Annotated in this window: 10 protein-coding genes; all 10 read right to left on the bottom strand. The window is 47.1% G+C overall.

All coding sequences use genetic code 11. The features are described from left to right. Positions 1-80: 80 nt before the first annotated feature. The 10 genes from BMX95_RS01970 to BMX95_RS01925 all read right to left on the bottom strand — a co-directional run bounded on the left by BMX95_RS01970 (position 81) and on the right by BMX95_RS01925 (position 13,722). Positions 81-1,034: a helix-turn-helix transcriptional regulator gene (locus tag BMX95_RS01970; protein ID WP_133053891.1), complete on the bottom strand. Its 954-nt coding sequence runs from the start codon at positions 1,032-1,034 to the stop codon at positions 81-83. 111 nt (positions 1,035-1,145) lie between these two features. Beyond that, positions 1,146-3,143 (bottom strand): (E)-4-hydroxy-3-methylbut-2-enyl-diphosphate synthase, encoded by a 1,998-nt coding sequence (ispG, locus tag BMX95_RS01965; protein WP_081199136.1) that lies wholly within the window; start codon positions 3,141-3,143, stop codon positions 1,146-1,148. Positions 3,144-3,424: 281 nt separating this feature from the next. Then, positions 3,425-4,042 carry a tetratricopeptide repeat protein gene (locus BMX95_RS01960; RefSeq protein WP_081199138.1) on the bottom strand — a complete coding sequence of 206 codons (618 nt, stop codon included), beginning with the start codon at positions 4,040-4,042 and terminating at the stop codon, positions 3,425-3,427. Beyond that, on the bottom strand, positions 4,039-5,037 hold the full coding sequence (locus BMX95_RS01955; protein WP_081199140.1) for a VWA domain-containing protein: 999 nt from the start codon (positions 5,035-5,037) through the stop codon (positions 4,039-4,041). The genes BMX95_RS01960 and BMX95_RS01955 overlap by 4 nt, the downstream gene beginning before the upstream one ends. Positions 5,038-5,238: 201 nt before the next feature. Next, positions 5,239-6,063: a penicillin-binding transpeptidase domain-containing protein gene (locus BMX95_RS01950; protein WP_081199142.1), complete on the bottom strand. Its 825-nt coding sequence runs from the start codon at positions 6,061-6,063 to the stop codon at positions 5,239-5,241. Between the two features lie 125 nt (positions 6,064-6,188). Then, positions 6,189-7,763, bottom strand: a complete 1,575-nt coding sequence (treF, locus tag BMX95_RS01945; protein ID WP_081199144.1) for an alpha,alpha-trehalase TreF — start codon at positions 7,761-7,763, stop codon at positions 6,189-6,191. A 117-nt stretch (positions 7,764-7,880) separates the two neighbouring features. Beyond that, positions 7,881-10,070, bottom strand: a complete 2,190-nt coding sequence (locus tag BMX95_RS01940) for a TonB-dependent receptor family protein (protein WP_081199147.1) — start codon at positions 10,068-10,070, stop codon at positions 7,881-7,883. Between the two features lie 25 nt (positions 10,071-10,095). Further along, a complete protein-coding gene (locus tag BMX95_RS01935; protein ID WP_081199149.1) occupies positions 10,096-11,652 on the bottom strand; it encodes a vanadium-dependent haloperoxidase in 1,557 nt (518 codons plus the stop codon). Further along, complete coding sequence (locus tag BMX95_RS01930) at positions 11,649-12,617, bottom strand: hypothetical protein (RefSeq protein ID WP_081199151.1); 969 nt, start codon at positions 12,615-12,617, stop codon at positions 11,649-11,651. Before BMX95_RS01930 ends, BMX95_RS01935 begins: the two co-directional genes overlap by 4 nt. Positions 12,618-12,633: 16 nt before the next feature. After that, entirely contained in the window at positions 12,634-13,722 is a 1,089-nt protein-coding gene (locus BMX95_RS01925) for a transporter family protein (RefSeq protein ID WP_081199152.1), read from the bottom strand. Positions 13,723-13,725: the final 3 nt, after the last annotated feature.

Here is a 13,725-nt window from a genome sequence, read left to right as displayed (position 1 = left end):
ACACGCACTATGTGACAACAGTATGTCAGTAGGACCTACAAAAAAGTTGACATTATTTTAGCTTGATAAGAATGGACGGACTATTGCTCAACCGGCAGGTAGTGCAGGCGGATCTCCTCGGTAAGATCTTTCATCACATTATTCAGGGCCTCGGGCGATTCAATGGATACGTGATGGGTATACATCAGCAGCCAGCGACCGAAATACTCCAGCGAAGAGGTGACATAATACATAAGCACATGATCGTCTTTCACTTCTTCCCGCACATAGCCATAATAATATTTTTGATTACCGATGTGGCGGGCCGCCGTGCGGTTGAACCGGACACATACTTCCTGCAGTTCGGAATGATTGATCATGGTTTGCAGGTATTCCCGTAGGGAAGGGTGTGATTCCGGGTCAAAAGTATGATCGAGTATTTGCAATTGTTGTATGCGGCTCACCCTGAAATCGCGGTAGCCATTGCGCAGTTTGCACCAGCCGATGAGGTGCCAGGCCTGGCCATAATGACACAGACCGATGGGTTCCAGGCTTCGCTCCGTTACGGCATCTTCGCCCGACTGGTAACGGATGCGGATCTCTTTTTTATCGCCCAGCGCTTTTTGCAGTTCGGTGAGGTGGCGGCCTGCTGAATCATCGGCCGGCAAACGCGACAAAACCGCAATGTTGTCATTCAGCTGGTCCATGTGCTCTTTGTCGGAAGTACGGAGCACTGCTTTTATTTTGTATAGGGCCGCGTTGAAATGCTTTTTTATCGATTCGTCGGTCAGGTGCTCGGTGAGTTTAGAGCCTAACAACAGGGCAGAGGCTTCTTCCTGCGTGAACATAACCGGTGGAAGGCGATACCCTTCCATAATGGTATAGCCACTTCCTGCTTCGCCGATCACCGGCACGCCGCTTTCTTCCAATGCTTTAACATCGCGGTACACGGTACGTAAACTGATGTTAAAGCGATCGGCCACCTCCTGCGCCGTAACTCTTTTTTTACTTTGCAGGTGGGTTAGAATGGCATGTAGTCTATCGATCCTATTCAACTCCGTTGAAAGTTTTGTATTTGGGTCATTAAGTACCAGGTGAAAGGTAAAAGCCAAAAGGTGAAAGCCAATTACTATGTTGGCTTTGCTTTTAGCTTTAGCCTTTAGGCTTTAAGCTGTCTTCTCCACCCACGCGTTGTTTTCCTTCAACAAATTAATCAATTCTTCCACAGCAATGGCGCTGTCAACATTGCGTTTTACAACTTCTTTTCCTTTGTACAAAGTGATCTTGCCTACCCCACTGCCTACATAACCAAAATCGGCATCGGCCATTTCGCCTGGACCATTTACAATGCAACCCATAATGGCGATCTTAACGCCTTTCAGGTGATGGGTTACCGAACGGATCTTTGCAGTGGTTTCCTGCAGGTCGAAGAGGGTACGTCCGCAGGAAGGGCAGGAAATATATTCGGTTTTAGAAATGCGGGTACGGGTGGCCTGTAAAATGGAGAATGAGGTGTTGTTGATGAACTGGGGATTGTTCTTTGTTTCCAGGTAAGTACGGCCACTCACTTTCTGGTTCCGGATCCTTTCCGGTTCATTCATCAGCCAAATGCCGTCGCCCATTCCATCCAGCAGCAAAGCGCCGCTATCGGTTGAAAAATGGATCAGCTGTTCATCGATAGTAGTTTCATTACTTTCAACCGATAAAATAACAGGACACGTAATGCCCTGGTTCATCAGATCAATAACGTAACGCCTTACCGATGGCATGGCGTGTGGGTTGGATGAATATAAACACAACACTACGGTGTAATCCTCGCGAATTTCCTGTAACAGTTCCTGTGAAGCAGGTTCGTTCACATCTACTGCTACAAAGTTCAGCGTACCTGAATAATCGGTGCTTTTCAGGTATTCGGTCGATTGAAATAACGGATAATATTTCTCTTTGTCCGGTGCCTTTAACCAGGTAGAATGATCGCAAATTACCTTCAGCGTACCGGGTAATGCAAAATCCAGCACTTTTTTACCGGTATACAGGTAATCTGCTGCTGCATCGGCAATGGTGAATTTATCCGTTTCGGTGTTATAGGTATAGCCAATGGCCTGTAAGTCTTCATGGCGAATGGTAGCGGCTTTCATAAAGTCGGCCACCACTACGGGTACGTGTTTACCGCCGATATTCGATACGGTGTTGGTGTGTCGTCTTGTATATTCGAAAGGAGAATAAGGTATTTTGGGGATTGCTGAAATTCCTGATTCTTTATTGCCAATTGCTTCCTGTCGGGACGTGTAGCGTTTAACCAGGTCGCGGCAAACGGGAATTTCAAATTCGGGGTCTTCTGTTAAGGATACACGAATGGTATCGCCCAATCCATCTTCGAGCAGGGTGCCAATTCCAATGGCTGATTTTATTCTTCCGTCTTCCCCGTCACCGGCTTCTGTTACACCCAGGTGTAAAGGATAACATTCGCCAAACTCATCCATCATTACGTTTACCAGCAACCGGTACGCCTGAACCATTACCTGGGGATTGCTGGATTTCATACTGAGAATAATGTTATGATAACTTTCATTGCGGGCAATACGCAGGAACTCCATCGCGCTTTCTACCATGCCCATGGGGGTATCGCCATACCGGCTCATGATACGATCGCTGAGTGAACCGTGGTTGGTACCGATGCGCATGGCAGTACCATATTCTTTACAGATCTTCACCAGGGGCGTAAAGCGGTCGCGAATACGATCGATCTCCTCGGCGTATTCCAGATCGGTATAATCTATTTGTTCGAATTTCTTTTTGTCAACGTAGTTGCCCGGGTTCACCCTAACTTTTTCAATGATGCGGGCTGCTATTTCAGCGGCATTGGGGGTGAAGTGAATATCGGCTATCAGTGGGGTATTATACCCTCTTTTATGCAGCTCGTTCTTTATATTGAGTAAGTTTTCCGCTTCTTTTTTGCTGGGGGCTGTAATGCGCACCATTTCGGCACCGGCCTCTATACAACGGATACTTTGCTCTACCGTAGCGATGGTATCCATAGTATCAGTGGTGGTCATGGTTTGCACACGGATAGCGTTGAAGTTGCCCAACAGCAGGTCGCCAATTCGTACTTCACGGGTTGCCAGGCGTTTATATTCCGTCAATGAGTCGCAGTAAAGCTGCATTGTATAAATTCAGATTTAAGGTGATTGCCAGTTAATTACGGGCAAATGGACTGCAAAATTACGAAATCGTGAGCCGGCAAACGTGAAACGGGAAAGAATTAACCAAATGGAAAGGAAGGGGAGGCAATGGCAGAGGGCAGAGGGCAGAGGGCAGAGGGCAGAGGGCAGAGGCAGAGGGCAGAGGGCAGAGGGCAGAGGGCAGAAAAATTTGGGAGATCTAAGATAGCAAAGCAATTCCAAATGTCGCGCGCCCACTCACTACTCACTACTCACCACTCACTCTACCAGTCTTTTTCAGGTTGTGTTACCGAGCGGGCGCGGTTTTGCTGCATTTTTCGCTGAACATCCTGTTCTTTTTGTTCAAGCGATTTGAGGTATTGCTCGATCTTCTTTTTATCGAGCTTATTGTTCTCGGGCTTTTGTTTTTGTTGTTTTTGCTGCTGTTGTTTTTGCTGCTGCTGCTGCGATTGGTTTTGCTTTTTCTGCTCTGTCAGGGCTTTTTGCAGGTTGAAGCGGGCGTCTTCATCTGTGGGATCGAGTTTCAACGCATTCTTGTAGGCATCGATGCTTTCCTGCAGCTTTTGTTGTTTTGTTAAGGATACGCCCTTATTGTAAAAGCCTTTTTCCCGGTATTTATTTTCAGTGGTATTATCAATCAGTTCATCGTACGATTTTTCTGCATCGGGCATATTGCCGGTGCGGAAACGGGCATTAGCCAGGTTGTAGCGGGCGGTTACATTCTTCGGGTTCTGTTCTACCGCTTTTTGATAAGCAGGCATTGCCTTTTCAAACTGCCGTTTGTGATACAATTTATTCCCTTCCCGGATGGCAGCATTTTCATCCTGCGCTTTTACCAGTACGGGCAGCAATATCAACGATATATAGAGTAATTTTTTCAAGCGGCTTTTAATTTCCGTTCAGGTAAAAAGAATTCCAACAACAATAATAAAAGGGCAATGGCCAGGAACCATTGAAAATAACTTTTATAATCCCTGAATGAATTATCGTCCAGGATATTTGATTCAATAGTGCCTAATTGTCTGGTGATGGTGTTTACTGCGGCATCCACATCGTCCAGTTTCACATAAACGCCTTTGGTAACACCGGCCAGTTGTTGTAATTCGGTTTCATTTAATTTAGAAACAACGGTATTGCCGGCTGCATCTTTTTTATATTCATTGGTGGCAGGGTCCATAATGGGAGCACCTTCTGCTGAACCAATACCAATAGTATTGATCATTACACCATCCTGAGCCAGTTGTTGTGCCAGGGGAACAGCCTGGGGGTCGTGGTCTTCCCCATCGGTGATCAATACTATTGATTTAAACTTTCTTTCCTTGCTATTAAAAGCCGAATTACTGGCGCGTAGTGCTTCTGAGATCACAGTACCCTGGGTAGGCACTACTTCGGGACCAGCCTGTTGAATGTACATCCGGGCTGCACCATGATCGGTGGTTAAAGGCATTTGCAAATAGGCCCTGCCGGCAAACAGTACCAGGCCTACCCGGTCGTTGGGTAACTGGTCCATCAGTTTATACACGAGTTGACGGGCCCTTTCGAGGCGATTGGGTTTTATATCTTCGGCCAGCATGCTTTTACTGACATCGATGGCTACTACTACATCTACCCCTTTGCGTTGTACATTATCCAGAGCACCTGGCTTTTGCAAATTGGCTGCTGCTGCAATTACAGCGGCCAGCGCCACGGCGAAGAACAGGAATTTCAGTAAAAAATTAGTGGGCGAGTAATTGGCAATAAGCGCCTGTACCAGGTTGAGATCTCCTATTTTTTTGATAGTATTCTTTTTCCAGCGCATCAACTGAAAATACAATGCTACCAATAAGGGGATGGTGGCCAGGGCTATCAGGTATTCGGTATGTTGAAAACGAAACACAGGTAATGTGAAATTTGAAAATGTTAAATCAGGAATGCAACAATTAAACCAAATTACTAATTATTACAAATTAAGTACTTACGCGCTATTTATTTAGTTAAAATACATCGTATAATCAACAAATGTAACGTGTTGGCTAAAAAGAAAGCCCTCCCGATGCATCAGGAGGGCTTATACCTAATAATTTATTGTGTAGGGGTGCTACTTTTTGCCTTCAAAGAAACCGTATTCTTTCAGGATCTGTTTCAACAGGTTTACCCTGATAGATTTGAAATCTACATTGGGGTCGGGTGATTCTACCTGCAGGGCAAAAAAGTAGGGGTGTTTGTTTTCTTCTATCCAGCCAACGATCCAGCCGATCTGGTTGCCCTGGGGTGTAGTGTTCCAACCGGTTTTATAACTCAGTTTGTAATTGGAGTTGCTTTCCCACAGCATCATGCTGCGTACAATGCGTTGCGATCTCTTTTGAAAAGGCAGCTGGTCGAAATATAATTTCTTTACCAGTCCTAATTCTTCATCGGCGGTTACTTTGGCCGAGTTGTCGAGCCAGAAGGTATCGAGGTTGTTTTTTAATTTGAATGTATCATAGCGGCGTGCATACCCCAGGGTATCTAACCAGTGTTGCATTTTGGGTTGGCCAATGCGGCGGGCCAGTTGCTGGTACCATGGTGGACAGGAAATGCGGAAGGCATCCCACATGGTCATATCGCGGTTGCACTCGGTACGTCGGCGGTTAACGCTGTCCCATTTTATAATGGTGTTGGTATCTCCCACAATTCCTTCTTCCAAACCAATAAGGGAGTTCACGATCTTGAAGGTAGAAGCGGGGGTATATACACTGTCGCTGAACCGGGGCAGGTTGTAAATGGTAAAATGTCCCTGTCCATTATCGAAAAGGCCAAAGCAGCCGGTAACTTTATTTTGGTCGAAATATTTTTTCAGGCTGTTATCAACGGTAACATTATTGGGTGAGCAGGCAGCTAGGGCTACGGTAAACATGACGCCGGCTGTAATCCATTTAAGCATAGTGGAAATTTGCGCAAAAGTAATGGAAAAAAAGCCGTAAGCAGTAAGCTTTAAGCCGTAAGCCGAAAACCTTGCGCGGCCATCAGCATTGTATTTGCTTAAAGCTTGGGGCTTATAGCTTACCGCTATTTCGGGAGCCCATATTTATTGATCAAAGCCAGTAGCACCCCGTTTGTCCAGCCGAAGCCGTCCTGGGAGGGATATTCGCCGCCGCCGGCTTCGAGGTTCAGGTCAATCACATTGTATTTTTCCATCATCCTGCCGGTTCTTTTAAACACATCTACATTCAGTTTGATCCAGCGTTCGGCAATGTCACGGGCCAGTTCACGCTGGCCGCAACGATCGAGGCCCCAGATGGTCATCCATTCCAACGGCGCCCAGCCATTGGGGGCATCCCACTGCTGACCGGTATTGAATGGCGAAGCCGTTATGCCACCGGGTTGTAATAATTTTGATTTCACCTGTTCGGCAGCCTGTTTGGCCAGCAGGCTCATATAATCCAGGTTTTTGGTGTACAGGCAAAAGGGATACATGCCTGCGGGGGTAACCACATCAGAGATCTTATGTGTTTTGAAATTATAGTCGGTATAATATTTCAGGGTTTTGTTCCAGCAATATTTATCGATGGCCACTCTTCTTCTTTCGGCTCTGCGCGCATAATCGGCGGATGCCTGGGCATCATGTGCCATGAATTTGCATTTGGCCAGCACAATTTCCAACTCGTATAATAAACTGTTCAGGTCAACCGGTACCATATCGGTAACCATGATGGTCGTAAGGTTCTTTTTATCTTTAAACCAGCGGCTGCTGAAGTCGATGCCACTTTCGGCACCGGCGCGCAGGTGAGTATACATTTCTTTTTTATCACGGCCCGATCTCGCGGCAATTTCCACATCTTCTTTATATCCTTCCTGGCGGGGGAAAGGGTAGTCGTCCCAATAGCGGTTCAAAACAAGGGTGTCATTTAATTTAACCACCCTTCTGTATGCCTGTCCGGTTTTTAATTTGACGGCGCCATCCATCCAGAACTCGTATTCTTTTTCCAGCGCAGGCATAAACGTTAGGTAAGTGCTGTCGCTTTTGATATTGGCCAGCAGATCGACCATCAACGCAAAAAAGGGTGGTTGTGAGCGACTGAGGTAATAGGTTCTGTTGCCATTGGGAATGTGGCCGTAGATATCTATCATCCAGGCAAAGTTCTTTACCATGTTTTCGATCATTTCTCCTTCGCCGCTGGCCATAAGGCCTAACATGGTGAAATAGCTGTCCCAGTAATATACTTCCCTGAAGCGGCCACCGGGCACAATATATGGGTTGGGTAAGGCCAGTAGGGAACTACCGATGACAACCGTATCGGGGTCACGGCGCAGTACCCCCCAGAGGTTTTTGATGTGCATGACCACATCTTTTTCCTGGGTAATATAATTTAGCTGTGGGCTGTGCGGCAATTCAAAATTGTTCTGCACAAATTGTTTCAGATCGAATTTAGGCGTGCCTTTTTGCTGATTATAATCAGCAACTATGTTTTTGGGATTTTTCTTTGGCACACAGTCAACAAAAGTTTTCCCATCGGGAAATACTTTACTCATTTGTACATCGCGGAACAGATCGCCATATATTTTATCGGGTGTGGCCGGCTGTTGTGCAATTGTATTTACAAACTGCCAGCTGATCAGCAGGCACAGAAACAGTTTTTTCATCCTGAGCGCGTTTAATTACCAAATCCTATATCAAATGTAATAAATAAAAAACCGTTCCGAAGAATCGGAACGGTGACGTTTGACTTCTATTATGCTCGAGAAAAAGATTGGTCTGTTTTAAAACCGGCATCCCACGGTTATGTACAGTGAGCGGCCATCAGATGGCCAAATGCCGGGGTCGGGATAAAAGGTGGGCCTTTTGGTGAAATATTGTTTATCTGCAATATTATTAATGCCGCCTTTTAGCTGGTAATTGCTCAGGAAATGCACCGTTATACTCATATCCCACAAGCTATAACCCGGAACTGGTCCTTTTGATCCATTGGCTGCCGGGATGGGCGTGTTCAATGCGTCAGAATAAGTTTTGCTCACATAGCTGTATTGCAGCGAGGCACTCACGGTTTTATAACCGGCGCTGATGCCGTTACGGGTGATCCATTCAGGCACCACCTCCAGTTTATTGCCTTTAATATCGGTATTGCTGTTTCCCGTTGCCACCGTGCCTTTTGTATACCGGCCATTCATCCAGGAGGTAGAAGTAAATACCGAATACCGGAAGTTGGTACCAGTTACCGGCATCCATTCTGCGTATAGCTCCACGCCATCGGTAGCACTGTTACCGATGTTGGTTTTATAGTTATAATAATTGCCGGCATTGTCCTGCAAGATCAAACCGCCGATGCGATTGTTGTACGTAATATGGAAAACGGAGAGGTCGTAATTTATAATGCCCTTCCATTTACCGCTGAACCCTGCTTCGGCCGTATAACCTTTCGCATCCTTCAGGGCAGGATCAATTACCTCTAATGCAGAAGCCGGGATAACATCTTTAAAGATCATGGGCCGGTAAGCCTGGGTTATACCTGCGTACAGGCGGCTGTTCGCAAACCGGTATTGGGTACTTATGCCCCATAACGGAAAATGGTGATCGATGGATAGCGGTGTTTTATCGGCATTGTAATAAGCGATGTTGCCCGACATGCGGGTGGTGCCGCTTTCGTACCGGAAGCCGGGTGAAACAGAAAGGGCCGGTGTCAGGTACAACGTATTTTCTGCAAACACCGCAATGTTGTTGGTTTTATAATGGAGATCGCGGCCCCAGCCTGGTGTTATTAAGGTAAGGTCGTAATCGCTGGCGGTAGTGCCCTTACCTAATTGGGAACGGCGCATATGATTTGTCATCAGTTGTATGCCCCCGGCAAATGTGGATGACAGATTACCTATTCGAAAACGGTGGTTGATGCGTGCTTCATTGGTATAGCTGTGAAAGCGGTCAATATCAACCTGCCGCGGTTTATAATCATTGGTAACGTGGTCAATGGTGTCGAACGCATCGGCAAAGCCAATAAACTGTACGCTGTTGCGGGTACCGATAGCGGCAGAAGAGGTAAGTATCACCGTTGTTTGATTGTTTACATTCCAGTTAAGGGTAAGCGAGGGAATGTACATATCCGGACTGTACCAGTTTCGGTCGCGGTTCGACTGCCGGGGGTCCTGTGCAAACATGTCATCTGATAATGGTCCGGGCAGATGGTATTTGTATTTTGAATGGCCCAGTTCTGCCTTCAGGTATAAGTTTGCATTGAAATGGTATTGCAGGGAAGCAAACTGCGCGTCGGCGTTTGATTCGGAATTTTTTCGATAGCCATCGGCCACCCGTTTACTGAAGTAGGCATAATACGACCATTTACCAATGTGACCGCCAACTGCGTTATAGGTGCTGAACAACCCAAATGAACCTGCTGTGCTTAGGTTCTCAAAACTGAATGCTTTGCCACTGTCAGCGCTTTTGGTAACGTAGTTGATGAGCCCGCCGAACTGGGCGCCGTATTGTAAGGCCGCTGTGCCGCTGATCATCTCCACTTTTTCAATGGATTCCATGGGCGCACTGTAATGGCTGGCGGGATAACCATACATATCGGAATTTAAAAGCACACCGTTTTGCCGCACATTGTATTCCCAGCTGCGATGCGGATCGAGGCCACGGGTGGAGATATTTACCTGGTTGCCTGAGCCATCCATATCATACACAAAAACGCCGGGTATTTTGGCAAATAGTTCGCGGCCTATTTTGGTAGAAAGGTTTGAATTGGCATTGCTGATGTTGATAACCCCATTCTTTTTACCGGCCAGCAGCCGGCCTGCTTCCTCATCTGCCATTTGTTCAACCGGGTTCAACACATTCCGGTTAGAGTAAACCGTAACGCTGTGTAGGACCGTGATGCGTTTCGATGTGTCGGTAGTTTGCGTTTGCCCCATACAGTTGGCAAATAAGATAAAGGTCAATATGGTGAAAAAATACTTCATTCCATTTTTGTTAGGGTAGGTTTATTTAATTACCTGCACCGTCGGCTTTGCCCCGGTCCACTGCATAATCGCCCACTTTCTTACCAGTTTCCAACCCCACTTCGCAATCGGCCCGGTAGTGTATACCTGCATACATTCTCGACAAAGAAGCTTCCCGCGCCAGGGCATCGTAGGTTGCTGACTGGTCCGGAATTATATATGAAAGAATGGTAGCAGCAGCTCCACTGAATGTGGAGTGGCCTGAGATGTATGCCGGGAAATTGGGCACCCCGGTGAGGGTTTTGATTTTGGGATTCAACTGACAGGGCCTTGGGTTGAAATAAAAATACTTGGCATCCCAGCAAACAATAGCGGCATCCATCAGCGACATATTCAGTAAGGCCATGTTGCGTGCCCAACGCACTTCGCTGTAATTCTTTTTAATGAAGTCCTCCGCGGCAATGGCATCCCAGTGACCGGATGGGGTAGAGGTTCCCGCACCATCGGCCCAGTAATGCACAATGCGATAATGATCGCGGGTATCGTTTTGGGTCAGGCTGTATATTTCATCGGTTTCATCCTGCATTTTTTTACTGGCAGTGAGTGGAGGTGGACCTGGCCGTAAGGAAATAGCCGTAAGGGAATCGAACAGGAATGCTTTTACTTTACCAAATAGGGGTAACATGGGCGGGCGCTTCGGTACTTCCAAACTATACCAGGGCGTTTCGCCACGGGCAATACAATCGGTTTCCAGTTTGGCCCAATCGGTGGGCGTACCACCGGCTGTGCCTGCCCTGTCCCCGCGGGCACGGGTTACAAATTTCTGCGCAACGGCTTTGCCTAAAGCTTCACCGGCCTCTATATCGCTGCGTACATTGGCGCCTGCAATAATGCGGGCCCGTTTATGTTCTTCGGCTTTTTGTTGAATATATTCCTGGTCGCCGGGGAATAACAACTTCATCATTTCAACCGCAGCGCCTGCTACCACTGCATCTTCAGATGGATAAGCAGGCAGGTCTGTTTGTGGTACCAGTACGTTGATGGTAGCATCTACTTTGTAGGGCGCCGGGCGGTTGTATAATTTTTTATAATAGTAGGCAGCTACCAGGGCATCGTATTGAGCGGCGCTTACATACGCATAAGCCCTTGCTGCGTAGGGTGGATTGGCAAATGGGAATTGCGGATACGCCAATGGGTTATTGGCGTTGGGTACCGGGTAGGTGCCATCCTCATTCTGGTAAGGCGGCAGGTTGTGTTTGGCTACCAGTTCCCGTAAGATCTCATTCCAGCGAAGCACGGCGCCTGCGCTCCAGTATTTTACAAGGTTCTTTTCCTCATCGGTCAACGAAGCCTGCCAGCTTTTGATCTCATTCATTTGCGCTATGTACTCGGGTGTGTTGGTAGCAATGGGCGCTGAAATAGAGAACTCATTGGCTGAGGTCAGCAGAATGGGTTTCCAGCTGCCGGCCTCCAGATCAGATTTATCTGGCTGCAGTGCCGGCAGGTCATCTGTGCGGCCTTTCTCTGTTTTTGAACAGGCGAATGGAACCAGAACGGTTGCAATAACCAACAGCGGCAATGTATAATATAATAGCTTTTTCATTGTTGAACTTTTTTAGGGGATGAATCAGGCACCTGCTTTTTGGCAACGCTGAATACGATGAACAGGCCTGCGTTAATGCTGGTTGACTGCCCCACATTGCGTCCAGCTATAACATGACTGCCATTTACCACCAGTTGAAGCCATTCCAGGTTTGGTGTATGGTATTTTACATTGGCGCCGAGCCGGGTAGCATTCATTTTGTTACTGGGGAATGGCATGTTGTTGCGTGTTATATCAAAACCACCCAGGGTGGTCCAGTTGTCGAGAAAGGCTTCTGCAATAATATCGTTGTGCCGGTAGCCTGCCCGGAAGTTGAACGACAGGGCATCGGGCATTTCTACCTTATTGGTGTTATGCATTTCGGTTGTGTAGTAGGCATCGCGGTCAATTTTTATATTGTCGCGGAACACGTAGGTGCCAGACAGGGTAGCAAACAATTTTCCTACCTGGTAGTCGGCCATGGCCCGTAAGGAAAGTGTTTTGCTTCGCAACCCTATTGACAGCGGCAGATAATCCGCTACATAATTACTAAGCGGGGCTGATACGCCTGCCAGGCCGATTATGGAAAGATCACCTTTACCAATCTTTTTTTCAAGCGGCACGTATTTTGCCCAAAGCGAAGCGTCCTGAAAACCTTTCATGCCATGCAAGGTGCCGGCAGAAGCTTTGGTTCTTACATAGGCCGCTGAAAACAAAATGTTCAGTTTATCGGTCACACCATAAGCGCCCATCACACTGTACATTTGGGATGAAACGGTGCCCAGGTTCAGGTTCTCTCTTTTTAGTGTTCCTTCCCAATAGTTTTTCCAGCTGCTATAACCATACATGGGGCCAATGCAAAGATTTTTTTTGCTCATCATAATCCCATCGATGTCTGTTTGAGCCAACGCGGAGTGTGTGCCGACTATAAGAAACAGATAGAGCAAGGGGCAATACCGCAGGCTGGTCTTCCTGGATTGTTTCATAAACAGTTAGTTGAGGTTAAAATTTAAAGGAGGCGCCAATGTTTACCAGGTAATCGGCAAAGGCGGCATCGCCCTGTGCGTACACCCCGGTAGCTTCGGTCTTTAATTTGTCGGCAACGCTTTGGGTACGATTGCGTTTAACCGCAAATGGTACATAAGCATACACCGTAGCTTTTTTAAACTGATAATTCAATCCAGGTTCAATGGAAATAATATAACCGGGGCGGCGGAAACCCATACTGCCACCGATCAGGTCTTTCGAAGGCTGACATTCATCGCGAACCCCTGCTGAGAAGGTGAATTTATTAAAGGTAACGCTGGCACCTGCGCGCACCATCATTTGATCGGGCACGCTCATTACACTGGTACCATAATTAACAGCATCTGCGGAAAGGGCGCCGCCGCGAGCGGTTGATACGCCATTTTGCTCCCGGGGGTTGAACAGGTAATAAAAGTTACCATACACCCCAACATGATCGTTGAAGTTATAAAAAGCATTTACTTCAGTAGTGAACCCGGTTCCACCATCACCTAACTGTATGGACTGATCAACCGGTCCCAATACTTTGGTAGAATCGTTTTTTATGAAGAAATCCTGGTAGCGATAATCGCCGGTTGGGAGTTTGAGGCCCAGCCCCACCTGGATATTTCCTTTTGGCATTTTGGTTTGGTCAATCAGCCATCTATATACCGCAATGCGAATATCACCTACACCGAATGAATGTGTGGAGTGGCGTGCGTTTTTGGCGCCATTGCCGCCATGTTCGTACATAGAGGAACGGGCGTTTGATATAACAGGTACATCGAGCCCGATAGACCAGCCATTTTTTAAATTGCGGAACAGTGCCAGGTCAAGGGTGTAAGCATGGTTGATCACTTCGGTTCCCTGTTCCAGGCGTTGTTTTTGTTCTTCGGTACCTACAAAATGTCGGAACGATTTAAAGTAGCGGTTACTTACCGACAGCATCCATTTGGTAGAATCGTGGCCAAGTGCCTGATCGCGGGTGCAAAAGCCACCGGTGCTGCGTATGGCCACGCAGCCCTGGGATTGGGCCTGATAAGTTAGCAATAAGTACAGAACCGAAAATATGGCAAGCTTCGTCATAAC

This window comes from Niastella yeongjuensis (assembly GCF_900110245.1).
Classification (GTDB): Bacteria; Bacteroidota; Bacteroidia; order Chitinophagales; family Chitinophagaceae; genus Niastella; species Niastella yeongjuensis.
The sequence above is the reverse complement of the archived record's forward strand: the minus strand, read 5'-3'. Positions and strand labels throughout refer to the sequence as shown.

Coding starts and splice junctions, on each gene's coding strand:
- ispG (WP_081199136.1), bottom strand. CDS start 3,143: ATGCAGCTTTACTGCGACTCATTGACGGAATATAAACGCCTGGCAACC.
- BMX95_RS01950 (WP_081199142.1), bottom strand. CDS start 6,063: ATGCTTAAATGGATTACAGCCGGCGTCATGTTTACCGTAGCCCTAGCT.
- treF (WP_081199144.1), bottom strand. CDS start 7,763: ATGAAAAAACTGTTTCTGTGCCTGCTGATCAGCTGGCAGTTTGTAAAT.
- BMX95_RS01940 (WP_081199147.1), bottom strand. CDS start 10,070: ATGAAGTATTTTTTCACCATATTGACCTTTATCTTATTTGCCAACTGT.
- BMX95_RS01935 (WP_081199149.1), bottom strand. CDS start 11,652: ATGAAAAAGCTATTATATTATACATTGCCGCTGTTGGTTATTGCAACC.
- BMX95_RS01930 (WP_081199151.1), bottom strand. CDS start 12,617: ATGAAACAATCCAGGAAGACCAGCCTGCGGTATTGCCCCTTGCTCTAT.
- BMX95_RS01925 (WP_081199152.1), bottom strand. CDS start 13,722: ATGACGAAGCTTGCCATATTTTCGGTTCTGTACTTATTGCTAACTTAT.